Raw genomic sequence first — 24,014 nt, forward strand, 5'->3', positions numbered from 1 at the left:
GGCCTCAGTACTTGAGCTTCGCGTAATAGGACGTCGCCGCCGCCGCCCGTGCCTCGCCCAATGTGTGGATGCCGCGCGCGCGGAGCAGGGGCAGCAGTTTCAGGAAGATGTCCGCCGTCACCAGCGCATCGCCCAAGGCCGTGTGGCGGCCGGAGACGGTGACGCCGAGGCGGCCGGCGATGGCCTCCATGCTATGGCTCTCCTCGCCGGGATGGGCGAGGCCGGCGAGGAGCAGCGTGTCCAGCACCGGCTGGTCGAAGGCGACGCCGCTCGCTTGCTCCTTCAGCGTCAAGAAGCGCATGTCGAAGGCCACGTTGTGCCCCACCAGCACCGTCTCCGCCGCGAAGGCGTGGAAGGCGGGCAGCACCCGCGCGATGGACGGCTTGCCCCGCACCATCTCGGGGCGGATGCCATGCACCGCGATCCCCGCCTCGGGGATGGAGCGGCCGGGGTCCACCAACTGGTCGAAGCATTCGCTGGAGAGGATGCGTCCGTTGACGATGCGGGTGGCGCCGATCTGGAGGATCTCGTCGCCGCCGGCCGGGTCGAGGCCGGTGGTCTCGGTGTCGAACACCGTATAGGCGAGGTCGCTCAGAAGGCGGTCGTCGCTGGCGTGGCTGCCGGCGCTGGCGGCGAACAGGTCGAAATCGAAATAGGCCGGCCGGCTCTCCGCCGGGGCCGCCGCCTCGGCATGGCCTTCCGAGGCGGCCGGCAGCAGGAAGCGGAAGCAGGCGCCGGAGCCGGAGCGCGCTCGCTCCAGCCAGAGTTCCCCGCCGTGGCGCTCCACCACGTCGCGGACGCACAGTTGCGAGGCCCCCATGGGCGCGCCCGGCCAGCCGGCGCCGCCGGCCGCCGCATGGGCATCGGCGAAGGCGAGATCGAGATGGACCCGCCCGCCGGCCGGGGCGAGGCGCAGCGCGAAGGCGGGATCGGCCCCGCCCTCGGCCTCCGCCACGCGGGCGGCGAGGAAGGCGAGGGCACCGATGAGGGCGAAGCTGTCCACGCTCAGCCAGATGTCGGCATCCACCGCATCGGTCGCAACGGCATGCCCGGTGTCGGCGGCGATGCGGCGGGCGGCGGCGGCGGCAAGGTCGGCGCCCAGCATGTCCTGCAGGGGCCAGCGGGCGCCGGTGTCGCTCGTGGCCTCGGCGGCGAGCGACAGGCGGGTGCCGAGCCCCGTCACCTCGTCGCGCACCACGGCCTGGAAGCGCTCGCGGTCGGGCGCGTCGAGGTCGGGATAGTCCAGCATGTCGAGGGCCGCCTGCATGGCGGCGAGCGAGGCGCGGGCAGATTCGTTGAGGTCGACGAGGGTGCGGTCCTGCCGGGCGCGGGCCTCGTATTCGTCGGTGATGTCGTCGAGCAGCAGCACGAACCCCGTCACCGCGCCCCCAGCTTCGGCGCGCACGGGGGCGAGCAGCACGCGCACCAGATGGCCGAGCGGCGTGGTGGTGACGAAGCGGGCGGAGGGCCGCGCCTCTCCCCGCCCCATCAGCCGCTCCACGGTCTCGCGCGCATGGTCCATCAGCGCGCGGTCGATGACGGTGTGGATGGAGCGGCCGAGGCCGATGGGATCGGCGCCGACGCCTTCCCCAGTTCCACCCGCGGCGCTGCCCGGCGCGCGGAACAGGCGGCGGAAAAGCGTGCGGGCGCGGGCGTTGTAAAGGAGGATGCGGCCTTCGAGGTTCAGCACCACCACCGACTGCTCCAGCTCCGCCATCAGGGCGGCGAGCTGGTCGCGCTGGAAGGCGACGTCGCGGCTCGCCTCGGCGACCAGCCGGGCCATATCGTCCTGAAGCGCGCGGCGCTGGCCGGCGAGGTCGTTCACCACCTCGCCCAAGGCCTTCAGCCCGGCCGGGCCGGTGGCGGGAACCGGCGGCGCGGCGGGATCGCCCGCCAGCACCCGCGCCGCATCGGCGAGCCGGGCCGGTGCCTCGGCATGGGCCACGTAGAACCGCCGCGCGAGGAGGCCTGCGGCGGCGGAGAACAGCACCCACCACAGCACCAGAACCATGCCATGGCTTTCGGCCACCGGGGCGAGGGTGCCCAGAAGCGCGGTGCGCGCGGACCCGTCCAGCGCCATCAGCAGGAAGCCAGCGCCCAGCACCAGCCACAGAGCGAGGGCGAGCCCCGGCAGCAGCGTGGCCAGAACGGCACCCGTCCCCCGCGGCACTTTCATGCAGGCAGGCTCCCGGCGGGCGGCTCGGCCAGCATGTCCTTCACCTTCTGCATCAGTTCGCGGGTGGAGAAGGGCTTGGTGACATAGGCGTCCGCCCCCGCGCCCACGCCGCGGGCCATGTCGGTCTCGCGGCCCTTGGCGGTGAGCATGACGATGCGGGTCGCGCGCACCTCGGCGTCCGCCCGCACCGCCTCGCACACGTCGAAGCCGCTCATGCCGGGCATGGTGGCGTCCAGCAGCACGAGGCGCGGATGCTCGCGGCGGATGGTCTCCAGCGCCTCGCGGCCGTCGCGCGCCACCAGCACGGCGAAGCCCTCGCGCTTCATCATAAACTCTAGCGAGATGACGATGTTGGGCTCGTCATCGGCGATGAGCACCTTGGCCCCTTGCGGGCAGGGCGCGGGATGGGCGCCCGGCTCCATGGCGATCTCCCTGTCCATGGCGTTTCCTCCTCATGTGGTCTCTTCGGCTTCTGCCGAAATTGTTTGTGTCGGGGCGTTCGCCCCTTGGGACCGGAGCGGCAGCCGGAAGGCGAAGCATGCGCCTTTCCCCTCCCGTTGATCCAGCCAGATCTTTCCGCCGAAATGATCCACGATCCGGCGGCTGATCGGAAGCCCGAGCCCGGTGCCGGGCGGGCGGTTCAGGGCGTCGCCGCCTTGGCGGAACTTCTCGAAGATGGTGTCGCGATCGGCGGGCGGTACGCCGGGGCCGTTGTCCTGAACCTGAACCTCCAGCCCTTCGGCATCGGCGGAAAGCCGCACATCGATGCGCCCGCCTTGCGCCGGCACGAATTTCGCGGCGTTGGAGATGAGGTTCAGCATCACCTGGGTGAGGCGGTCGGGGTCGGCCTTCACGGTCGGCACCGAGGCGGGGGCGGTGAGCACGATCTCGGTGCCCCTGGTGCGGGCAAGTTCCGCCGTGGCCTTCACCGCGTCGGCGACGAGGGTTCTGAGGTCCACATCCGTGCTGTGCCACTCGGCATGGCCCGATTCGATCTTGGCCATGTCCAGCACCTGGTTGACGAGCCGCCCCAGCCGCTCGCTCTCGCCCACGATGATGCGCAGGAAGTCCTGCCGCTGCTCGCTTTCCATGTCCGGCGTGTCGAGCATGAGTTCGGACAAGGCGCGGATGGCGGTGAGCGGGGTGCGCAATTCGTGGGTCACGGACGACATGAAGTCGTCCTTCAGCTCGTCCAGCGTGCGCAACTGGGCATTGGCGGCGGACAGTTCGGCGGAGGCGATCTCCAGCGAGCGGGATTTCTCCTCCAGCGCGCGGGCATAGACGCGCAGTTGCGATGCCTCGTTAAGGATGTCCATCACGTCGCCGGCGCCCAGCGGCTCCTCGTCCGCCACCGCCGCCACCAGCACGCGGGCGGAGGCCGAGCCCACCACGCCGGCGATGCGGCGTTCCACGAGGTCCACGAGGCGGGCATCGGCGGTGAGGTCCGCCACGTCGCCGGTGCCGCGCTCGCGGGCGTGGTCCTCGAAGATCTGGCGGGCGGTGTCCGCGCCCAGCAGGCGCCGGGCGAGGGCTTCGAGGTCGGCCCGGTGCGCCCGTCCGCGCCAGAAGACAGGATCGGCGGCGCTGCGGCCACGGGCGAACACATCCACGAACAGCAGCGCCTGGCTGGCCTCCCGCCCGGACGGCGCGCGCCAGAGCGAGAGCCCCACATAGAGCACGCCGTTGACGAAGAGGCTCCAGAACAAAGCGTGGGAGAGGTTGTCGAGGCCGGTGAGGCCGAACAGCCGCTCCGGCGCCAGAGCGGCGATGCCGAACGGGCCGTGGGTGAGGAAGGCGCCGTCCATCCAGCCGGATTTCGCCACCGAGGGCAGCATGAGCGTATAGGCCCACACAGCGAAGCCGCCGAGCAGCCCGCCCAATGCGCCGAGGCGCGTGCCGCCGCGCCAGTACATGCCGCCGAGCAGCGCGGGGGCGAACTGCGCCACCGCCGCAAAGCTGATGAGGCCGATGGAGACCAGCGCATAGGCCTCCCCCGCCACCACGAAATAGAGATAGCCGAGCAGCAGCACGCCGAGGATGGCGGCGCGGCGGATGTTGAGGAGGAGGCGGGTGAGGTCGCCCCCGTCCGCGCGGATGAGCTTCAGGCGCAGCAGCGCCGGCATCACCAGATCGTTGCAGACCATGGTGGAGACGGCGATGGTCTCGACGATGAGCATCCCCGTCGCCGCCGAGAGCCCGCCCACATAGGCGATGAGCGCCAGCGCCCCCGCCCCGTGCGCCAGCGGCAAAGTGAGGACGAAGGTTTCCGGGTCCGCGCCCTTGCCCAGCAGCACGAGCCCGCCCAGCGCGAGGGGCAGCACGAAGATGTTGATGGCGAGGAGATAGGCGGGAAACACCCATGCGGCGCGCTTCAGGTGCCGCTCGTCCACGCATTCCACCACCATCATCTGGAACTGGCGCGGCAGCAGCAGCACGGAGAGGCCGGAAAGCAGGGTGAGGCTGAACCATTGCGCCCAGGCGAAATTGCCCGCGCCGGAGAGTGTGAGCAGCCCCTTCACCCCCGGCAGCGCCGAGGCGCGCGCCCACACATCGGCGAAGCCGCCGAACAGGCCGTAGGTGACGAAGGCGCCCACCGCGAGGAAGGCCACGAGCTTCACCAGCGATTCCGCCGCCACCGCCGCCACCATGCCCTCGTGCCGCTCGGCGCTGTCGAGGTGGCGGGTGCCGAACAATATGGTGAAGAGCGCGAGGGCGAGCGCCACGAGCAGCGTCCCGTCCTGCCACCAGCTCGGCGCCGCCGTCTGCGCGCCGGTGGCGGTGAGCACCGTGTAGCCGGCGGAGACGGCCTTCAGTTGCAGGGCGATGTAGGGGACGATGCCGACCACGGTAATCAGCGTCACCACCGCCGCCACCAGCGGGCTCTTGCCATAGCGGGAGGCGATGAAATCGGCGATGGAGGTGATGCGGTAGGTGTGGGCGATGCGGATCATCTTGCGCACCACCACCCACGCCACCAGCATCACCAGCGTCGGGCCGAGATAGATGGGCAGGAACCACACGCCCGTCGTCGCGGCGCGGCCGACGCTGCCGAAATAGGTCCAGGCGGTGCAATAGACCGCCAGCGACAGGCCGTAGACCCACGCATTGCCGATGAGCGAGCGGCCCTCCCGCGCGCGCCGATCCGCGAAGGCGGCGATGGCGAACAGCGCCGCGAGATAGAGCGCGGCGACGCCGATGACGAGGGCCGGGGAGAGGGCGGGTGAGAGCAAGGGTGACATGGCGCCGCCTCAGTGCTCGTCCGGCTCGGCCGGGAGAAGGGGGGAGGCCGCCCCATGCCCGCGCCGTTCGCTCGCAAACGCCAAAGCCGCGATCAGCGCGCCCCAGATGGCGAACAGCGCCACCGGCAGCAGCGGCAGGCCGAAGGCGGTCGCCTCCGTGTCCCACACGGCCAGCAGCGGGAAATTGAAGGCGAGCACGCCCAGCGCCGCCAGCGCGATGAGCCCCTGCCGGTCCGGTCCTTGGCGATCCGGCCCGCGCCCTCCCGGCGGCTCGGGGGATTCTTCGGAACCTCGGCCGGGGCTCATAGGGCGTCGAACCGGTAGTGGCGGGAGAGCCATTGCTTGAAGCCGCGCACGATGGCGAGGGCCTCCTTCAGCGCCTGCCTGTCCAACGTGCCGAGATCGCCGAGGCGCAGCGCATTGCCGGGGGCGCGGCCCTCGGCGATCTGCCGGAGGTTGCTGGCGAGCTTCATGCCCATGAACAGGCGCAGCGCATCGGTGAGATCGCGGGCGAAGCCCTCGTCCATGTGCCCGGCCGTCACCAGCGCGGCGAGCCGGTCGGCGGTGCCCAGCGCGGTGATGCGGTGTTCCAGCGCCAGCGCCCGCACGCCGTGGACGAGGGGGAAGATGCCGAGTTTCTTCAGGTCCACCTCGGCCGCGCCGCGCCCGGTGAGGCCGGGCAGGCGGCTCCACCAGCTTCCGCTCTCGCCGAAGCGTTCCACCGCCTGGGCGAAGCGGGCGAAATAGCCCTGGTCGCCCATCATCAGGAGATCCACATGCCCCCGCGCCGCCGCCAGCAGGGACGCATCGCCCGCCACCGCCACGGCATCGAGGAAGATGGCGAGGTTCATCGGCCCGTCCTTTTTGGGGCCGTCAATGGCCCCGCCGTGGATCCAGTCCTTCAGCGTCTCCTTGAAAGCGGAGAGCGGCTGGCACCAGGTGGGCCGGCTGAGCATGACGCCGCCGGGGCAGGGGGGATAGCCGAAATCGATCAGCGCGGCGGTGAAGCGCGCGGTGATCTCGTCGAGCCCCGCGAAGGCGAAGCCGTCGGCGAGGAGCAGGCCGTTGTCCTGGTCGGTCTTGATGATCTGCTCGCCGCGCCCCTCGCTGCCCATGATGACGAGGCAGGATTTGGCGCGCAGCTCTTCCGGCGCCAGCAGCTCCCACAGGCGGCGGAACACCTGCCGGTTGAGTTCGCCCACCAGCGCCGCGATCACCTCCACCCGCACCCCGTCGGCGCTGAGCACCGCCACCATGCTGTCGATCTGCCGCGCGGCGGCCTTCAGCTCGTGGAGGCTGCCGGCGTGGGCGGCCTCCAGGGCGATCAGATGGGAATGGTTGGCGACGAAGGCCATCAGGTCGAGCTGGCCGAGCACGCCGAGGACGTCGCTTTCGCCCGTCGCCCGTCCGCCGCCCTCGCGCACGAGCAGGCGGTGGATGCGGTGGCGCAGCATGAGGATCAGCGCCTCGAACAGCTCGGCATCGGGGGAGATGCACCAGGGCTCGAAGGTCGCGACCTCGCGCACCATGAGGGCTGCGGGGGGCGTGTCGCGGGTGAGCGCGTCGCGCAGGTCGGTGGTGGTGAAGATGCCGATGCGGCCGGCGTCGCGCACCACGGCCTCGCTGAGGCGGCGGGCGGAGAGGTCGCGGCAGAGGGAAACGAGGTCGGTCGCCCCGTCCACGAAGAAGGGCTTGCGCAGATAGACGTCGCGCACCCGCGAGGTCATGAGCGAGACCAGCTCGCGCCGGTCCCGTTCTGACGGCGAGGCCCGCCCGGGGGCGGGCGGGCCGGACGCTGCGGGGGCGTCCTCGGGACCGTGGGGGGCTGTGCCCCGGGCCGTGGCGGCCCGGGGTTCATCCTCCCGGCGGTCCCCGTTCGGGGGGCCGGTCATGTGGTCCGGCCGTGGCATGGCGTCAGCCTAGCATGGAGCGACTGACGAAGGGTCAGTGCCCCGACGCCTCCGCGGCACCGATGCCCGTCTCGGAGCGCACTTCCTGCGCCGGGAAGCCGGCGCGGTCGATCTTCGCCCGCTGGCTGTTGTCGAGGATCGAGAACAGCCAGATGCCGACGAAGCCGAGCGTCATGGAGAACAGCGCCGGCGAGGTGTAGGGGAACGGCGCCGAGCCGGCGGGGTAGCCGAGCGTCGCCTCCCAGACCGAGGGCGAGAGCACGGTCAGCACCACCGAGGACAGAAGCCCCAGGAAGCCGCCGATGACGGCGCCCTTGGTGGTGCAGTCCTTCCACAGCACTGACATGAACAGCACCGGGAAGTTGGCCGAGGCGGCAACCGCGAAGGCCAGCGACACCATGAAGGCGATGTTCTGCTTCTCGAAGGCGATGCCGAGCAGCACCGCGAGGATGCCGAGGCAGACCGTGGTGATGCGCGAGACCTTCAGCTCCGAGGCGCTGTCGGCCTTGCCCTTCTTGATGACCGTCGAATACAGGTCGTGCGACACCGCCGAGGCGCCCGAGAGCGTGAGGCCGGCCACCACCGCGAGGATGGTCGCGAACGCCACCGCCGAGATGAAGCCGAGGAACACGTTGCCGCCGACCGCATGGGCGAGGTGCACCGCCGCCATGTTGGCGCCGCCGATGAGCCCGCCGCCGGGACCGGTGAGGAACTCCGGATTGGTGAGCACGAAGGTGATGGCGCCGAAGCCGATGATGAAGGTCAGGAGGTAGAAGTAGCCGATCCAGGCGGTGGCCCACATCACCGACTTGCGGGCTTCCTTCGCGCTCGGAACCGTGAAGAAGCGCATCAGGATGTGCGGCAGGCCGGCGGTGCCGAACATGAGCGCCATGCCGAAGGAGATGGCCGAGATCGGGTCCTTGATGAAGTTGCCCGGTCCCATGATGGACTGGCCGGCCGCGGCCGCCGCCTGGGGCGTGGTGCCGGGCTTGGCGGCGGCGATGTTGGTCTTCACCTCGACCGCGGCGGCGAACAGCTTCTCGGGCGAGAAGCCGTAGCGCCACATGACCATGACCGCCATGAAGGTGGCGCCGCCGAGCAGCAGGCAGGCCTTGATGATCTGCACCCAGGTGGTGGCCGTCATGCCGCCGAACAGCACGTAGACCATCATCAGCGCGCCGACGATCAGCACGGCGATCCAGTAGTCGAGGCCGAACAGCAGCTTGATGAGCTGGCCGGCGCCCACCATCTGGGCGATGAGGTAGAACGCCACCACGACCAGGGTGCCGGAGGCGGCGAACACGCGCACCGGGGTCTGGGCGAAGCGGAAGGCGGCGACGTCGGCGAAGGTGAACTTGCCGAGGTTCCGGAGGCGCTCGGCCATCAGGAAGGTCAGGATCGGCCAGCCGACGAGGAAGCCGATGGAGTAGATGAGGCCGTCATAGCCGGAGCTCATCACCGCGGCGGAGATGCCGAGGAAGGAGGCGGCCGACATGTAGTCGCCGGCGATGGCGAGGCCGTTCTGGAAGCCGGTGATGCCGCCGCCCGCGGTGTAGAAGTCGGCGGCCGACTTGGTCTTCGCGGCCGCCCACTTGGTGATGTAGAGCGTGCCCAGCACGAACACCACGAACATGGTGATCGCGGTCCAGTTGGTGGCCTGCTTGTCGGCCTGCCCGAGATCGCCGCCGGCGGCGAGCGCCAGGGTCGGGGCGAGGACGAGCGCGGCCGCGGCGCCGATGGCGAACGCGCGGCGGGCGAACGAGGTCGGGAGCGTCGCGTTCACTTGAGCGCCTCCTGCTTGATCTTCTCGGAGAGCGCGTCGAACTCGCCGTTGGCGCGGCGGACGTAGATGGCGGTGATGAGGATGGTGAACACGATCACGCCGAAGCCGATCGGAATGCCCCAGGTCATCACGCCGTCACCCATGCGTGCGGCCAAAAGGTCCTTGCGGAAGGCGATGAGCAGGATGAAGCCGTAATACACGACCAGCATCGCCAGGGTGAGACTCCACCCGAAGCGCGAACGGCGCGATTTCAGCGCCTGGTAATTGGGATCGGCCGCAATGCGTGCGGCCACGGAATTGTCCATGGGTCGCCCTCCCTGAAAGCCCGCGGTACCCGTGGGCCCCGGTTGTTATCTTCGTGATCGACCTTGGCCTCGACCGGCCTCGTCACCCTGCACTCTGTACCAGAGGCGACGCCGCGCGCTAGTTGAGGAAACCCCGTACTTTCGGCCATACGCCGAATGTATTGTGCAGTGCGCTGCCCGCTTCTGTGGAGTGCGCGGGAATCGATGATCTGTAAATGTTTGGAGTGGCTTTTTGACGCTTTATTACGTGGCGCGGCGGGCGTTTTTCCGACTTGGAAACCCACTTGTTGCAGAAGCCTTGCTGTCTAATACTTTCGGGTGAGGGATACCGCGCCTGCGCCTTTGGTTGTAGGTCTGACGTTGGGGAGGGCCGCGCCAGCCCGTGCCCCCGCTTCGCTCGGGTGCTACAGCTGGCGCAGGGAAGAAACCGGGGGGACACCATGGGCAGGACCGTATCGCTGCGCTCGGACGCGCTGTCGGCGGAGATTTCCACGCTGGGCGCCGAACTGCGGGCGCTGGCCGACGCCGAGGGCCGCGCCTTGCTGTGGCACGGCGATCCGGCCTACTGGACCGGCCGGGCGCCGCTGCTCTTCCCCATCGTCGGCGAGCTGCCGGACCTCACCCTCGTGCATGAGGGCAAGGGCCACCCCATGCGCCGGCATGGCTTCGCGCGCTTCTCCGAGTTCGAGGTGGTGGAAGAGGCGCCGGACCGGGCCACCTTCCGCCTTCTCCCCAGCGCGGCGACGCGGGCGGAATACCCGTTCGATTTCGCGCTGGAGGTCACTTTTGCGCTCGAAGGCGCGAGGCTCGCCATGGAGGCGGTGGTGACGAATCCCGGCCCCGGCGTGCTGCCGGCGAGCTTCGGCTACCACCCCGCCTTCCTCTGGCCGCTGCCCTATGGCGGCACGCGCGCCGAGCACCGGGTGATTTTCGAGCAGCCGGAGCCCGCGCCCATCCACCGCCCCGTCAACGGCCTGCTCTCCCGCGCCAGCGAGCCGAGCCCCGCTGCCGAGGGCGTGCTCAAGCCGGATGACGCCATGTTCGAGCGCGATGCGCTGATCTTCCTCGGCCTCAATTCGCACAGGCTCCAGTATGGGGTGCCGGGCCGGCCAGGGCTGGACATCACCTTTCCCGGCATGCCGGACCTCGGCATCTGGACCAAGCCCGGCGCGCCCTACCTCTGCATCGAGCCATGGTCCGGCTATGCGACGCCGGAGGACGATACCCGCCCGTTCGTGGAGAAGCCGGGCCTTCTCCACATCCCCGCGGGCGAGGAACGCCGCTTTGTGATGACCGTGCGCCTCATCCCCGAGGTCGCGGCCTGATACCTCCTAAGTGCCTATGCCGCCGCGCGGTTTCGGCGCGCGTGCGGCAAGGCTCAAGGCGTCGTCCCCCGCCGGTTGCGGCTGTCCTGCGTCATGCCCCTTGATGGAAGGCGCCGGGTTTGCTTCCATCACGGGTATGACGACCGGCCTGATCGAGATCCGCAGGGCCAAGCCCGCCGACGCCAAGGCGATCGCGGCGGTCCATGACGACGCGTGGCGGACAGCCTATCGCGGCATCATCCCCGGCATCGAGCTGGAGCGCATGGTGGAGCGGCGCGGCCCGCGCTGGTGGGATGCCGCCATCCGCAGGGGCAGCCGCCTGTCCGTCCTGCTCGTGGGCGAGGATATCGCCGGCTATGTGAATTACGGCGGCAACCGCGCCAAGGCGCTGCCCTATGGCGGCGAGATTTACGAAATCTACCTCCACCCGCAATATCAGGGCCTCGGCTTCGGCCAGCGCCTGTTCGCGGCCGCCCGGCGCGATCTCGCCATCGCCCGGCTTGGTGGTCTCGTGGTGTGGGCGCTCGCGGAAAACGAAAGCGCCGTGGGCTTCTATCAGGCGTTGGGGGGGCAACCGGTCGCATCCTCGACCGAGCAGTTCGGTTCGAAAACGCTGGACAAGACCGCCTTCGCTTGGCAGCGGTAGCGCCCGGACGGGCACCCGCCCGTCGGGTCCGAAGCGCCTGCGCAGCCTTGCGTGGCGCGGATTCGACTTTGGTCGGAGCGGACCCGAAGTCCCGCAGCCAGTGTCAAGAGCGAGCATCCCATGCGCATCGACGCGATCCCGATCGGCAAGAACCCGCCCCACGACGTGAACGTGCTGATCGAAGTCCCGATCGGCGGGGAGCCGATCAAGTACGAGATGGACAAGGCCGCGGGCACCCTCTTCGTGGATCGCTTCCTCTATACCGCCATGCGGTATCCCGGAAACTACGGCTTCATCCCGCACACCCTCTCCGGCGATGGCGACCCCTGCGACGTGCTGGTGGCCAACACCCGCGCCATCGTGGCTGGCGCGATCATCTCGGTGCGCCCCGTCGGCGTGCTGCTGATGGAGGACGAGGCCGGCATGGATGAGAAGATCATCGCCGTGCCCTCCTCCAAGCTCACCAAGCGCTACGACAAGGTGCAGAACTACAACGACCTGCCCGAGATCACCCTCAAGCAGATCGAGCACTTCTTCGAGCACTACAAGGATCTGGAGCCCAACAAGTGGGTGAAGATCGTCGGCTGGCGCGACGCCGCCGAGGCGCACAAGCTGATCCTCGAAGGCATCGAGCGCGCCAAGGCCGAAGGCAAGGAAGGCTGAGGCCTTCCGGCTCCCTTTAGGCCGTTTACCTGTCGCCCTCCGGCTTGACCGGGGGGCCGTCCCCCGGACAAGCGTATCGATGCGCGCGGTGCGGGAATGCGCGTCTAAATCCGTCATTCGGCGTCATGCCCGGGCTTGTCCCGGGCATCCACGTCGATCCGCCTGAGACGGCTGGTGAATTTCATTCCCAGCCTCGCCACGTGGATGGCCGGGTCAAGCCCGGCCATGACGGTGGTGTAGGATCGATGGGGCTTGCGACAGCCCGGACGCAACCGATCTCGCAACGCCTCCGGCCCTCGCCTCACGCCGGCGCCGTCGCCTCCAGAATCAGCTTGCGGATTTCCGGCAGGCAGGAGCCGCAATTGGTGCCGGCCTTGAGCCGCGCGCCCACCGCCGCCGCATCGGCGGCACCGTCCCGGATGGCGGCGAGGATGCTGTCCTTCGGCACCCCGAAGCAGGCGCACACCAGCGGCCCGCAGGCGGCATTCGCGCCCGCCCGGCGGCCGGAGAGCACGAGGCGCCGGGCGGCGGCCGAGACCTCGGACGCCAGCAGCCCCTTCAGCGCATCCCACGCCACGCGCTGGCCGGCGGCACCGATGAACACCGCAAAGTCGAGCCGCCCGTCCGCATCGAAGGCGGCGGCGCGGTAGAGGCCGGAGGGCGTGTCGCTCAGCTCGGCGACATCGGCCGGGCCTTCCGCCTTCACCCATTGCGCCCAGTCCTGCGGCCCCATTCGGCCGGCAAGGCGCCAGCCATAGCCGCCGTCCAGCGCCGCGCGCGCCCACCACACGCCCTCCGGCAGCGCCATGGGCCGGCGCGCCAGCACGAAGCCCTCGAACGGTGCGGCATGAGGGGAAAGCGCGGCCGGCGTCGCCTTGGAGTCCGGCTGGCCGGAGACCGGATCGGTGACGGCGTGCACCAGCGCACCGACGCGGCCATCGGACGAATTGGCGTGGCTCCAGTGGATGGGCGCGAACAGCGTGCCGGGCCTTTGGCCGGGATCGACCACCACCTCCAGCACCGCGCGGCCGTGGGCGCTCGTCACCTCCGCCAGCATGCCCGTCGCGAGCCCGAGCGGCGCGGCATCATCCGGGTGCACCGCCACGAACGGCGCCGGGATGTGCGCGCCGAGGCGAGGGGCGAGGCCGGTGCGGGTCATGGTGTGCCACTGGTCGCGGATGCGGCCGGTGTTGAGCAGGAAGGGGAAATCGTTCTCGGCCGAAACCGCCACCACGGGGCGCGGGGCGACGAAGCGGGCGCGCCGATCGGGCGTGAAATAGCCGCCGTCCGCGAACAGGCGCGCGGTGCCCTCCGCCCGGCCGGCGGGGACGGGCCATTGCACCGGCGCGATGTCCTCGTAGGCCGCTTCGGTGAGGCCGGCGAAAGCGGAGATGTCGAAATCCCGCGCGCCGTCATTCTCGAAGCCGGAGAGGGCGGCATGCTCGCGGAAGATGTCCGCCGGACCGCGCCACGCGAAGGAATCGTCGAAACCGAGGCGCTCGGCCACGCCCTTGAGCGCCCACCAGTCGGGCTGCACCTCGCCGGGACGGGGCAGGAAGGGGCGCTGGCGGGAGATGCGGCGCTCGGAATTGGTGACGGTGCCGTCCTTCTCGCCCCAGGCGGCGGCGGGCAGCATGACATGCGGGCGGCAGCCGGCGGTGTCGTTGGCGACCACGTTCTCGGAGAGCACGAACAGCTCCAGCCCTTCCAGCGCCATGCGCACGGCATCGGCCTCGGGCAGGCTTACGGCGGGGTTGGTGCCCATCACCCACAGGGCCTTGATCTCGCCCCGGCCGATGGCGGCGAACATGTCCACCGCCTTCAGCCCCTCATGCTCGGCCATCTGCGACGCGCCCCAGAAGCGGCGCACGCGGTCCACCTCGGCGGGGGAAAAGCCCATGTGGGCGGCGAGTTGGTTGGCGAGCCCTCCCACCTCGCGTCCGCCCATGGCATTGGGCTGGCCGGTGAGGGAGAACGGCCCCATGCCTTCGCGCCCGATGCGGCCGGTGGCGAGATGGCAGTTGAGGATGGCATTCACCTTGTCGGTGCCCACCGCCGACTGGTTCACCCCCTGCGAATAGCAGGTGACGGTGCGCGCCGTTTCGGTGAAGAGCGCGAAGAAGCGCTCCACGTCCTTCACCGCCAGCCCGCAGGCGCGCGCGGTGGTTTCGGCATCGGGGGCGACGGCGCGGGCGGCGGCGAGGGCCTCCGCGAAGCCCGTTGTGTGCGCCTCCACATAGGCCGCATCGAAGGCCGGGCTCTGCGCCAGATGCACGAGCAGGCCCGAGAAAAGCAGCGCGTCGGTGCCGTGGGCCAGCGGCAGGAACAGGTCCGCCTCGGCCCCCGTATCGGTGCGGCGGGGGTCGATCACCACCAGCTTCGTGCCCCGCGCCTTGCGCGCCGCTTCCATGCGGCGGAACAGGACGGGATGGCACCACGCCGTGTTGGAGCCGGTGAGGACGATGAGGTCCGCCCCGTCCAGGTCTTCATAGCTCCCCGGCACCGTGTCCGAGCCGAAGCCGCGCTTGTGGCCGGCCACGGAGGAGGACATGCACAGGCGGGAATTGGTGTCCACGTTCGCGGTGCCGAGGAAGCCCTTGGCGAGCTTGTTGGCGGCGTAATAATCCTCGGTCAGCAGTTGCCCGGAGAGATAGAAGGCCACCGCCCCCGGCCCGTGCCGGTCGATGATGGCGGAGAGGTCTCCGGCGATGCGATCCAGCGCGTCATCCCAGCTCGCCCGCGCCAGCACGCCGTCCGCCCCGCGCACCAGCGGGTGGAGCAGGCGGGTGCCGAGCCCCAGCGTCTCGCCCAGCGCCGCGCCCTTGGAGCACAGGCGGCCGAGATTGGCCGGGTGGTCGTGATCGCCTTCGACGAGCGCGCCGCCGCGCCCGTCCGGCGTCGCCTTCACGCCGCAGCCGACGCCGCAATAGGGGCAGGTGGTCTTCACCGAGGGGGGCGTGAGGGGGGCGTTCATGCCGGTCCTGCCTGAGGCTTGGCCATCATTTCTAGCTCAGTACACGTCGGCCTGATAGCGCCCGGCGGTCTTGAGATCGGCGACGAATTTCGCCGCCGCTTCCGCAGACAGCCCGCCATGGGTGGCCGCCACATCCGCGACGGCCTGCTCCACGTCCTTCGCCATGCGCCGGGCATCGCCGCAGACGTAGAAATGCGCGCCGTCCTTCAGCCAGCCCCACAGCTCCGCCCCGGCCTCGCGGATGCGGTCCTGCACGTAGACCTTCCGGTCGCCGTCGCGGGACCATGCGGTGTCGAGGCGGGTGAGGCAGCCGGCGGCCTGAAGGCCCGAAAGCTCGTCCTCATAGAAGAAATCCGTCTCGCGCCGCTGGTGGCCGAAGAACAGCCAGTTGCGGCCAGGAGCCTTCGTCGCCAGCCGTTCGTGGAGGAAGGAGCGGAACGGCGCGATGCCGGTGCCTGGGCCGACCATGATGACGTCCTTCGCCAGATCCTGTGGCAGAGCGAAGCCGTGCGCCTTCTGGATATAGGCCTTCATGCGCGTGCCCGGCGCGAGGCGATCACCGAGGAAGGTGGAGGCGACGCCGAGCCGCGTGCGGCCATCGAGATCATAGCGCACCGCATCCACCGTGAGGGTGAGGCGGCCGGGGGTGGCGACGGGGCTGGAGGAAATGGAATAGAGGCGCGGCTGCAGCGGCTCCAGGCACTCGATGAGGGCTTCGGGATCGGGGCGGATGCCGGGGAATTTCTGAAGGGCCGCCAGCACGTCGAGGGTGGCGGCATCGCCGTCCGGATCCTCGCCATTGGCGAGCGCGCGGGCCTTCGCCTTGCGCTCGCCGCCGACCAGATAGGAGATGAGGGTGAAGAGCGCGTCCGGCGCCGATTTCAGGCACACCTCGCGGGCCAGCACCTCGGCGAGCGTATGGCCGGCGATGGGAAAGTCGGCGGGGGCGTGCAGCGCCTCCAGCACGGCGGCGACAAGGCCGGGATCGTTCACCGGGAACACGCCGAAACTGTCGCCGGCGGCATAGTCGATGCCGGAGCCGGCGAGGTCGAACTCCACATGCCACGTCTCCTTCTCCGAGCCCGCCTTGTTGAGGCGGGTGCGGGAGAGGAAGGTGACTTCGCCGGGATTCTCGCGGGTGCCGGTGGCGGCGGGTGCGGCGTGGGCGACAACCGGCGCGGGGGGCTCGGCAGCAGGTGCAGCCTCAGCCGGCGCGGAGGTTTCCGCCGCGAGCTGCTTCAGCATCCGCAGCGTCTCCTTGCCGCCGGGGGCGCAGAGATTGAGCTTCGCTTCCGCGCCGCTCGCCAGGGCCTTGGCGTAGGTCTCGCAGACATAGCCGCACTGGCCGCAATCCTGCTGCGCCATGGCCGCCATCATGCGCCGGGGCAGGGCCTTGCCCTCGGCCAGCGCCATGCGCTCGGGAAGGGGCATGGAGGGGTCGTGCCAGGGTGCGCCATCGTCCTCCTCCGCCGAGGCCGGCGCGGAGATATCCGGCATCAGCGCCGCCGCATCGCCGGCCGAGAGGGCCATGGGGGCGGGCGCCGTCTCGGTGGAGAGGATGGCGGCGAAGAAGCCGTTCAGCCACGCCCGCTGCTCCGCGGAGAAGGGCGCGCTGTCGGGCAAAACGGGGACGATGGGGGGACGGGACTGGAGGCTCATGGGCGTGTCTCTGGATCAGGAGAGCGCCTGCGGCGCTCGTGTCTTGCGCTGGGCCCCGGCTCGCATTGCGCTGACGCTCCATGCGTCCGGGGCGCGAGGCCGGTTTCGTGTCCCGGCCGACTGAAACGAAGCGGAGCGCAGTGGAAGGAGAGCCGGGACCCAGCGCACAACGTCGCGCAGCGGCAAAATCCTTCTGCGTTGCTCCCTCATGCCGCCTCCGCCAGCGCCTTCAGCGCGTCGGGCTCAAAGCGGCGGGTGAAATCGGCGAAGCTTTCGCCGGCCGTGCGATGGGCGACCCAGCTTTTCAGCAGGCGTTCCACCACGGCCGGGGCGTCGTCCGCCGGCACGTTCTGGTAAAGCTCGCGGGCGATGGCGGCCGCGCTGCCGAAGCCTCCGCCGACGAGGATGTGATAGCCGTCCACCGTGTCCCCGTCGTCATTGACGGGCACCCGCGCCCCGATCAGCCCGATATCGCCGATATAATGCTGGGCGCAGGAATTGTGGCAGCCGGTGACATGGATGTTCACCGGCCCGTCGAGGGCGACGCGCTCTTCGCAATGGGCGAGGATCGCCCGCGCGGTGCCCTTGGTGTCGGCCGCCGCGAAGCGGCAGCCCTTCGCCCCGGTGCAGGCGACGATGCCCGCCTGGAGCGGTGTTGCCTTGGTGGTGAGGCCGAGCGCTTCCACCGCGTCCGTAACGGCGGCGATATCGGCATCGGTGACGCCGGAGATGAGCAGATTCTGCCAGACGGTGAGGCGGATGTCGCCGTCGCCGAAGCGGGCGGAAATGTCGGCGAGGCCGCGCATCTGGGCGGCGCTCATGCGGCCCACGGGCGTCGCCACGCCCACATAGTTCAGCCCCGCCTGCTTCTGCGGATGGACGCCGAGATGGGCGAGGCGGTCCGGCTCCGCGCGCGGCTTCACCGCCTCGGCGGCAAGGCGGGTGAAGGGGCGGCCGAGCTTTTCCTCCACCCGCTTCAGGAAGCCGTCGAAGCCCATGGAATCGAGCACGTATTTCAGCCGCGCCTTCTTGCGGTCGGTGCGGTCGCCGGTGTCGATGAAGGCGCGCACGATGGCCGCCGCCACGTCCACCGCCTCCTCCGGGCGCACCACGATGCCGGTGTCGCGGGCGAAATCCTTGTGGCCGGTGATGCCACCCAGCACGAGGCGCAGCCAGACGCCGGGGGCGATGCCGAAGCCGTCCATCACCTCCACCGCCTGGAAGCCGATGTCGTTGGTGTCCTCCAGCGCGCCGATGGTGCCGGCGCCGTCGAACGCCACGTTGAACTTGCGCGGCATGCCGTACATGTCGCGGCTATTGAGGATGTAGTGGTGCCACGCGTTCGCCAGCGGCCGGGTGTCGAGGAGTTCCTGCGGGTCGATGCCGGCGGTGGGGGTGCCGGTGACATTGCGGATGTTGTCGGCGCCCGAGCCCTTGGCCGTGAGGCCGAGGGAGACGAGCCCCTCCAGCACGGCGATGCCGTCGGTGGGCGGGATCTCGCGGATCTGGAGGTTGGCGCGGGTGGTGATGTCGGTGTAGCCGCCACCGTGGCGCGCGGCGATGTCGGCGACGCCCCGGAACTGCCAGTGGGTGAGGATGCCGCCGGGAATGCGCATCCGGCACATGAAGCTGTCCTGCGCCGGGGCGACATAGAACAAGCCGTGATACTTCCAGCGCAGCACGTCCGGGCCCTTGGGGAAGACGCCGTCGCGGGCCGCAGCGCGCATGCGGTCATAGGCGTCGAGCCCCAGCTCCTCGCGCTTCGCCTTCTCCTCGGGGGTGAGCTTTTTTCCCTCGGCCTCGGTGCGGGCCATGGCGCGATGGCTCGCGGCATCGGGGCCGGTCATCTCGGCGACTGGCGCGGCAGCGGGCGCGCCGCGGGCGATCTGCACCGCCTTGGCGCCGGAGACGAAGCCTTCCAGATAGCGCTTCTGGTCGGTGGTGAAATCGGCGCCCATGGGGTTTCCTTTCTTCTTCTTGTCAGGCTGCGGCGGCCACCGCATCGCGGCCGAACGCAAGCTCGGTGCGCATGGCGGCGATGGGGGTGCGGCGGGTGATGAGGTCGAGGTAGAAGAGGCCGTCCGCCGTGTCGCCGAACAGCACGGCGCCGGCGAGCACGCCGTCCTTCACGATGAGCCGGCGGTAGACGCCGAGGCCGCGATCAGTGAGCACGATGTCTTCCGTGCCCGCGCCGCCGGTGACGTCGCCGGCGGAGAAGACGGGCACGCCCGACACCTTGAGATTGGTGGAAACCACCGAGCCCTCGTAGCGCGCATCCTCCCCGGCGAGGCGGCGGGCGAGCACGCCGGCCTGCTCATAGGCCGGGGCGACGAGGCCGTAGGTCATGCCGCGATGCTCGGCGCATTCGCCGATGGCGAAGATGTCGGGATCGGACGAGGCGAGGGTATCGTCCACCACGATGCCGCGCTTCACCTCCAGCCCCGCCCCACGGGCGAGGTCCGCATTGGGGGTCACGCCGCAGGCCACCACGAGGATGTCGGCGGGGATCACGCGGCCGTCCTTCAGGCGCAGGCCGGTGACACGGCTCTCGCCTTCGATGGCTTCGCTCGCGGCGCCGAGCAGCACTTCGATGCCCTTGGCCTCCACCGCGCGGCGGAGAAAGCCGCCGGCGGCGACGTCCAGCTGGCGTTCCATCAGCCGGTCCATGAGGTGGACGAGGCGGGTCTCGACGCCCGCGCCGGCGAGCCCGGCTGCCGCCTCGATGCCCAGCAGCCCGCCGCCGATGACCACGGCGCGCGTGCCGGGAACGGCAGCGGCGGCGAGCAGGGCTTCCACGTCCTTGAGATCGCGGAAGGTGTGGACGCCGGGCAGCGCCATGCCCGGCAGCGGCAGGCGGATGGGGTGGGAGCCGGTGGCCAGCACCAGCTTGCCGAAGGGCAGGCGGCGGCCGTCCGTCAGCACCACTTCGCGGGCGGCGCGGTCGATGGCGGCGGCGGGGGTGCCGTATTGCAGGGTCACGCCCCGCGCGCGCCACCAGGAGGCGGGCTTCATCTCCGCCTCGGCGGCGCTCATGTGGCCGGCGAGCACTTCGGAGAGCAGCACGCGGTTATAGGCAAGGTGCGGCTCCGCCCCGATCACCGCCACGGCGTGGCGGCCGAGCGCGCGCCGGGTCAGCTCCTCGCAGAGCTTCGCGGTGGCCATGCCGTTGCCGATGACGAGAAGGGGCTCGCTCACGTGCGTCTCCTCACTCGGCCGCGACCGGCGCCTTGGCGGCGGCGGCGATCATGACGGAGGAGAGGATGCCGTAGGCTTCCCCCCAGGCGTCCCTGGTCTCGGGCGTGAAGTCCGGGCCGAGGCCGCGTTCCAGCGTCCAGATCAGCGCGGCGCCGACGGGGGCGTAGTGCTCGTCCTTCACGCCATAGGCCACATGCTTGCGGGCGAGGCTCTCGGCGGCGGGGACGATCTTCGAAAGGTCATTGAGGCCGGCGACGACGAGGCCCAGCGTCGCCATGAGCTTGGCGCCCTGAAGGCTCATGTCGCCCTTGAACAGGGGCTTCACCTGCGGCGCGATCTCGAACAGGCGGCCGTAGAAGACGGCGGCGGCGGTGTCGGCGATGGGCACCACCTTGGCGAACGAGTCCTGGATCAGCTCGATCTGGTGCGGGGTCAGGCTCATGGCAAAACTCCTGATGAAGGGCGCACGAACCCGTGCGCGCCGGTTGGGCGCGTGGTCTCGGCGGTCTAGGAGGACGGCGCGGGCAGGCCCGCGCCTCTATTGCGCGTCGATGGCGCGGACAGGCCGCGCCTTTGCGTCAGGCGGCCTCGACGAAGCGGTGGCGCTCGTGGAGGAATTTCAGCACCGCCTCGCGGGCCTTGAGGTAGGTGGGGTTGGTCACCAGCTCGAGGCGCTTGCGCGGGCGGGGCAGATTCACCTCCAGCACCTCGCCCACATAGGCGGAAGGGCCGTTGGTCATCATCACGATGCGGTCGGAGAGCAGCACCGCCTCGTCCACGTCGTGGGTGATCATGAGGATGGTGTTGCCGAGGGTCGCGTGGATCTGCATCACGCTGTCCTGAAGATGTGCGCGGGTGAGCGCATCCAGCGCGCCGAACGGCTCATCCAGCAGCAGCACCTTCGGCTCCATGGCCAGCGCCCGGGCGATGCCGACGCGCTGCTTCATGCCGCCGGAGATTTCGGAGGGGCGCTTGTCCTTGGCATGGCCCATCTGCACGAGGTCGAGATTGTGCAGGGTCCAGTCGTGCCGCTCGGCGCGCGAGCGGGTGCCGGAGAACACCTTGTCCACCGCGAGGCGCACGTTGTCATAGACGGTGAGCCAGGGCAGCAGGGAGTGGTTCTGGAACACGACGGCGCGGTCCGGGCCGGGGGAATTCACCTCCCGCCCGTCGAGGATCACCCCGCCGGTGGTGGCGGAGGTGAGGCCGGCGACGATGTTCAACAAAGTGGACTTGCCGCAGCCGGAATGGCCGATGATGGAGACGTATTCGCCCTTGTCGATGTCGAGCGTCACCTCCTTCAGCACATTGGTGGAGGCGGAGCCGCGGGTGAAGGTCTTGTCGATGTGATCGAGCTTCAGATAGGCGCCCATGGAAGCCTCCTCAGGCAGCGGCGGTGCCGCGGGTGACGAAGGCGCCGACGGCGGCGATCATGCGGTCCAGAATGAAACCGGTGATGCCGACATAGAAGAGCGCCACGATAATGTCGCCGATGAGCGACGAGTTCCACGCATCCCAGATGAAGAAGCCGATGCCGACGCCGCCGATGAGCATTTCCGCCGCGATGATGGCGAGCCAGCTGAGGCCGATGCCGATGCGAAGGCCCGTGAAGATGTAGGGCGCGGCCGCCGGGATCATGATCTTCAGGAAGAATTCGATGGGGTTCAGCCGCAGCACCGCAGCAACGTTCCGGTAGTCCTGCGGAATGTTGCGGATGCCCACCGCCGTATTGATGATGATCGGCCAGATGGCAGTGATGAAGATGACGAACACCGCCGCCGGCTGGCCGTCGCGGAAGGCGGCGAGGGAGAGCGGCAGCCAGGCGAGGGGCGGCACGGTGCGCAGCACCTGGAACAGCGGGTCGAGCCCGCGCATGGCCCAGGTGGACTGGCCGATGAGCACCCCGAGACCGACGCCCGCCACCGCCGCGAGGCTGTAGCCCACCGCCACCCGCTGGAGCGAGGCGAGGATGTGCCAGAACAGGCCCTTGTCGAGGCCGCCCCGGTCATAGAAGGGGTGGGCGATCAGCTCCCACGAATTCTGGATGATGGAGGAGGGCGGCGGCAGGGCCGAGCCCGGCGCGCTGCACAGGATCTGCCACAGGCCCAGGAGCAGGGCGATGACGACGATGGGCGGGACGATGTTGGCCGCGGCCGTCTTCAGCAAGGGCACGATCTTCTCCGCCAGCGCCGGGCGCTTGCGCGCCGGCATCTTCACCACCTGCGCGGCGGGGACTTGCGCCATCTTGGCAGACGAGGGTTTTTCCAGCTTGAGGGCGGGCATGGACATGAATGCGTCTCCGGGTTCGGGGCAGGGGGCGCCGCCCCCGTGGTCTGGGATCAGGGGCGGCGCCGCGCGATCACGAAATCCGCTTGATGCCGAGGCTCGACAAATAGGCGGACGGGTTTTCCGGATCGAAGACCTTGCCGTCGAAGAAGGTCTCCTTGCCGCGCGAGGTGGAGGTGGGGATCTCGGCCGCCGGCACGGAGAGGGCTTTGGCCGCCTCGCGCCACATGTCCTCGCGGTTCACCTTGGCGATGAGGGCCTTGGCGTCGTAATCGGGCTCGAACTTGCCCCAGCGCTGGTCCTCGGTGATGAACCACAGGTCGTGGCTCTGGTAAGGGTAGGACGCATTGTCCTGCCAATACTTCATCATGACCGGGCTCTTCTCGACCACGCGGCCGGTGCCGTAGTCGAACTTGCCCTTCATGCGGTCCACCACGTCGGCGACCGGCACGTTGATCCACTGGCGCTTGGCGCAGATGGCCGCGACTTCCTCGCGGTTTTCCATCTTGTCGCACCACATCTGGGCTTCCATCACCGCCTTCAGGATCGCCATGGCGGCCTTGGGGTTCTTGTCCACATAGGCGGCGCGCATGCCGAGCGCCTTCTCCGGATGGTCCTTCCAGAGCTCGCCGGTGGTGACGGCGGTGTAGCCGATCTTCTGGTGGATGAGCTGCTCGTTCCACGGCTCGCAGACGCAGAAGCAGTCCATGGTGCCCACCTTCATGTTGGCCACCATCTGGGCCGGCGGGACGACGATGGTCTCGATGTCCTTGTCGGGATCGATGCCGCCGGCGGCGAGCCAGTAGCGGATCCACAGGTCATGGGTGCCACCCGGGAAGGTCATGGCGGCCTTCACCGACTTGCCGGAGGCCTTTTTCTTGTCCAGCGCTTCCTTGAAGGGCTTGGTATCGAGGCCGATCTTGAGGTCGATATATTCCTGGCCCACCGAGATGCACTGGCTGTTCAGGTTCAGCCGGGAGAGGATGTACATGGGGGTCGGGACGTTGTTCTGCGTCACCTTGCCGGCGGAGATCAGGTAGGGCATGGGCGTGAGGATGTGGGCGCCGTCGATGCCGTTGCCCTCGGAGCCGAGCACCAGATTGTCGCGCGTGGTGCCCCAGGAGGCCTGCTTGGCCACCGTCACGTCGGTCATGCCGTATTTGTCGAACAGGCCCTTTTCCTTGGCCACGAACAGGGGCGCCGCGTCGGTGAGGGCGATGAAGCCGAGCGTCGCCTTGTTGGTCTCCGGCGCCTCGGCGGCATAGGCCGCGGGCACGCCGCCGGGGAAGGCCATGCGGATGCTCTCGAACAGAGCGGCGGTGCCCAGCGCGGCGGCTGTGCCCTTCAGCAGCGAGCGGCGCGAGACGCCGGCGGGGGTGGAGGCGTCGGCTGCGGTCGAGACGGTTTCGTTGGGCCCGGACTTGAAAGCGTCGCTCATGTTCTTTTCCCCTGGATCGGCAAAGGCGGACGCGGAGACCCGAAACGAAAAAAGCCGCGGACATGCTCACGACCTTCCGGTCATGGCTGTCAGCGGCTCTGCTGCGGGTCCCATCGTTGGGACGAATATGGGGCGCGGTCATCATCGACTGCGCCGCAGTGATAAAAGCAAGTGATGGGCCAAGTGCGCCCGGATGCTTAGGTCTCTGATTCCACGAATAAAATTAGACTGATGAAAAATTGGGCGCGCTGGGAGACTGCACTTCCGTTGTTCATCTGAGGATGCAGATGCCTGCGAAGTGTGCGCTGCGGCACGGCTTGGCCATTGGGCCGGGGGGCTTTCTCACGCCGGCGGCGCGCGTGTTCGGCGGGTGCCACGGCACTTGTTCCTGGCCGCCCCCTCGGGCATCGTGCGC

At 69.5% G+C, this 24,014-nt stretch carries 18 protein-coding genes; 3 read left to right on the plus strand and 15 right to left on the minus strand.

What is annotated here, in order from left to right; translation table 11 throughout:
- Positions 1 to 4: 4 nt before the first annotated feature.
- The 7 genes from A37E_RS0111200 to A37E_RS0111230 all read right to left on the minus strand — a co-directional run bounded on the left by A37E_RS0111200 (position 5) and on the right by A37E_RS0111230 (position 9,413).
- Positions 5 to 2,176: an exonuclease domain-containing protein gene (locus tag A37E_RS0111200; RefSeq protein ID WP_038192908.1), complete on the minus strand. Its 2,172-nt coding sequence runs from the start codon at positions 2,174 to 2,176 to the stop codon at positions 5 to 7.
- A complete protein-coding gene (locus tag A37E_RS0111205; RefSeq protein ID WP_245279316.1) occupies positions 2,173 to 2,616 on the minus strand; it encodes a response regulator in 444 nt (147 codons plus the stop codon). The genes A37E_RS0111200 and A37E_RS0111205 overlap by 4 nt, the downstream gene beginning before the upstream one ends.
- A 12-nt stretch (positions 2,617 to 2,628) precedes the next feature.
- Positions 2,629 to 5,415 (minus strand): ATP-binding protein, encoded by a 2,787-nt coding sequence (locus A37E_RS0111210; RefSeq protein WP_029556670.1) that lies wholly within the window; start codon positions 5,413 to 5,415, stop codon positions 2,629 to 2,631.
- Between the two features lie 9 nt (positions 5,416 to 5,424).
- The gene (locus tag A37E_RS25295) at positions 5,425 to 5,721 is read right to left on the minus strand and encodes a hypothetical protein (protein ID WP_038192909.1); all 297 of its coding nucleotides are present in this window, start codon (positions 5,719 to 5,721) and stop codon (positions 5,425 to 5,427) included.
- Complete coding sequence (locus tag A37E_RS0111220; protein WP_245279317.1) at positions 5,718 to 7,142, minus strand: putative nucleotidyltransferase substrate binding domain-containing protein; 1,425 nt, start codon at positions 7,140 to 7,142, stop codon at positions 5,718 to 5,720. Before A37E_RS0111220 ends, A37E_RS25295 begins: the two co-directional genes overlap by 4 nt.
- 217 nt (positions 7,143 to 7,359) lie before the next feature.
- Positions 7,360 to 9,063, minus strand: a complete 1,704-nt coding sequence (locus A37E_RS0111225; protein ID WP_029556672.1) for a cation acetate symporter — start codon at positions 9,061 to 9,063, stop codon at positions 7,360 to 7,362.
- A 41-nt stretch (positions 9,064 to 9,104) separates the two neighbouring features.
- Complete coding sequence (locus A37E_RS0111230; RefSeq protein WP_024277041.1) at positions 9,105 to 9,413, minus strand: DUF485 domain-containing protein; 309 nt, start codon at positions 9,411 to 9,413, stop codon at positions 9,105 to 9,107.
- A 440-nt stretch (positions 9,414 to 9,853) separates the two neighbouring features.
- On the opposite strand from A37E_RS0111230, the gene A37E_RS0111235 reads away from it, so the two are divergent.
- From A37E_RS0111235 to ppa, 3 genes are all read left to right on the plus strand, one after another.
- Positions 9,854 to 10,738: an aldose 1-epimerase family protein gene (locus A37E_RS0111235; RefSeq protein ID WP_029556673.1), complete on the plus strand. Its 885-nt coding sequence runs from the start codon at positions 9,854 to 9,856 to the stop codon at positions 10,736 to 10,738.
- A gap of 136 nt (positions 10,739 to 10,874) precedes the next feature.
- Positions 10,875 to 11,384, plus strand: coding sequence for a GNAT family N-acetyltransferase (locus A37E_RS0111240; RefSeq protein ID WP_029556674.1), 510 nt, complete (start codon positions 10,875 to 10,877; stop codon positions 11,382 to 11,384).
- A 120-nt stretch (positions 11,385 to 11,504) separates the two neighbouring features.
- Entirely contained in the window at positions 11,505 to 12,047 is a 543-nt protein-coding gene (gene ppa, locus A37E_RS0111245; protein WP_029556675.1) for an inorganic diphosphatase, read from the plus strand.
- A 301-nt stretch (positions 12,048 to 12,348) separates the two neighbouring features.
- On the opposite strand, the gene A37E_RS0111255 is transcribed toward ppa, so the two are convergent.
- From A37E_RS0111255 to A37E_RS0111290, 8 genes are all read right to left on the minus strand, one after another.
- A complete protein-coding gene (locus A37E_RS0111255) occupies positions 12,349 to 15,021 on the minus strand; it encodes a nitrate reductase (protein ID WP_029556676.1) in 2,673 nt (890 codons plus the stop codon).
- A 36-nt stretch (positions 15,022 to 15,057) separates the two neighbouring features.
- On the minus strand, positions 15,058 to 16,680 hold the full coding sequence (locus A37E_RS0111260; RefSeq protein WP_029556677.1) for a sulfite reductase subunit alpha: 1,623 nt from the start codon (positions 16,678 to 16,680) through the stop codon (positions 15,058 to 15,060).
- 206 nt (positions 16,681 to 16,886) lie between these two features.
- A complete protein-coding gene (locus A37E_RS0111265; RefSeq protein WP_029556678.1) occupies positions 16,887 to 18,638 on the minus strand; it encodes a NirA family protein in 1,752 nt (583 codons plus the stop codon).
- Positions 18,639 to 18,660: 22 nt separating this feature from the next.
- Positions 18,661 to 19,875, minus strand: a complete 1,215-nt coding sequence (locus A37E_RS0111270; RefSeq protein WP_051678949.1) for an FAD-dependent oxidoreductase — start codon at positions 19,873 to 19,875, stop codon at positions 18,661 to 18,663.
- Between the two features lie 10 nt (positions 19,876 to 19,885).
- Positions 19,886 to 20,311 (minus strand): globin family protein, encoded by a 426-nt coding sequence (locus A37E_RS0111275; protein ID WP_029556680.1) that lies wholly within the window; start codon positions 20,309 to 20,311, stop codon positions 19,886 to 19,888.
- A 142-nt stretch (positions 20,312 to 20,453) separates the two neighbouring features.
- Positions 20,454 to 21,248 carry an ABC transporter ATP-binding protein gene (locus tag A37E_RS0111280; protein ID WP_029556681.1) on the minus strand — a complete coding sequence of 265 codons (795 nt, stop codon included), beginning with the start codon at positions 21,246 to 21,248 and terminating at the stop codon, positions 20,454 to 20,456.
- 10 nt (positions 21,249 to 21,258) lie between these two features.
- Complete coding sequence (gene ntrB / locus A37E_RS0111285; protein WP_029556682.1) at positions 21,259 to 22,164, minus strand: nitrate ABC transporter permease; 906 nt, start codon at positions 22,162 to 22,164, stop codon at positions 21,259 to 21,261.
- A gap of 70 nt (positions 22,165 to 22,234) precedes the next feature.
- Entirely contained in the window at positions 22,235 to 23,599 is a 1,365-nt protein-coding gene (locus A37E_RS0111290) for a CmpA/NrtA family ABC transporter substrate-binding protein (protein ID WP_081837551.1), read from the minus strand.
- Positions 23,600 to 24,014 lie beyond the last annotated feature (415 nt).

This window comes from Xanthobacter sp. 91 (genome assembly GCF_000702385.1).
Lineage (GTDB): Bacteria > Pseudomonadota > Alphaproteobacteria > Rhizobiales > Xanthobacteraceae > Xanthobacter > Xanthobacter aminoxidans.

Bases quoted from the DNA above. Each gene is read 5' to 3' on its own strand.
- A37E_RS0111200 (WP_038192908.1), bottom strand. From the start codon at position 2,176: ATGAAAGTGCCGCGGGGGACGGGTGCCGTTCTGGCCACGCTGCTGCCG.
- A37E_RS0111205 (WP_245279316.1), bottom strand. From the start codon at position 2,616: ATGGACAGGGAGATCGCCATGGAGCCGGGCGCCCATCCCGCGCCCTGC.
- A37E_RS0111210 (WP_029556670.1), bottom strand. From the start codon at position 5,415: ATGTCACCCTTGCTCTCACCCGCCCTCTCCCCGGCCCTCGTCATCGGC.
- A37E_RS25295 (WP_038192909.1), bottom strand. From the start codon at position 5,721: ATGAGCCCCGGCCGAGGTTCCGAAGAATCCCCCGAGCCGCCGGGAGGG.
- A37E_RS0111220 (WP_245279317.1), bottom strand. From the start codon at position 7,142: ATGACCTCGCGGGTGCGCGACGTCTATCTGCGCAAGCCCTTCTTCGTG.
- A37E_RS0111230 (WP_024277041.1), bottom strand. From the start codon at position 9,413: ATGGACAATTCCGTGGCCGCACGCATTGCGGCCGATCCCAATTACCAG.
- A37E_RS0111235 (WP_029556673.1), top strand. From the start codon at position 9,854: ATGGGCAGGACCGTATCGCTGCGCTCGGACGCGCTGTCGGCGGAGATT.
- A37E_RS0111240 (WP_029556674.1), top strand. From the start codon at position 10,875: ATGACGACCGGCCTGATCGAGATCCGCAGGGCCAAGCCCGCCGACGCC.
- ppa (WP_029556675.1), top strand. From the start codon at position 11,505: ATGCGCATCGACGCGATCCCGATCGGCAAGAACCCGCCCCACGACGTG.
- A37E_RS0111255 (WP_029556676.1), bottom strand. From the start codon at position 15,021: ATGAACGCCCCCCTCACGCCCCCCTCGGTGAAGACCACCTGCCCCTAT.
- A37E_RS0111260 (WP_029556677.1), bottom strand. From the start codon at position 16,680: ATGAGCCTCCAGTCCCGTCCCCCCATCGTCCCCGTTTTGCCCGACAGC.
- A37E_RS0111265 (WP_029556678.1), bottom strand. From the start codon at position 18,638: ATGGGCGCCGATTTCACCACCGACCAGAAGCGCTATCTGGAAGGCTTC.
- A37E_RS0111280 (WP_029556681.1), bottom strand. From the start codon at position 21,248: ATGGGCGCCTATCTGAAGCTCGATCACATCGACAAGACCTTCACCCGC.
- ntrB (WP_029556682.1), bottom strand. From the start codon at position 22,164: ATGTCCATGCCCGCCCTCAAGCTGGAAAAACCCTCGTCTGCCAAGATG.
- A37E_RS0111290 (WP_081837551.1), bottom strand. From the start codon at position 23,599: ATGAGCGACGCTTTCAAGTCCGGGCCCAACGAAACCGTCTCGACCGCA.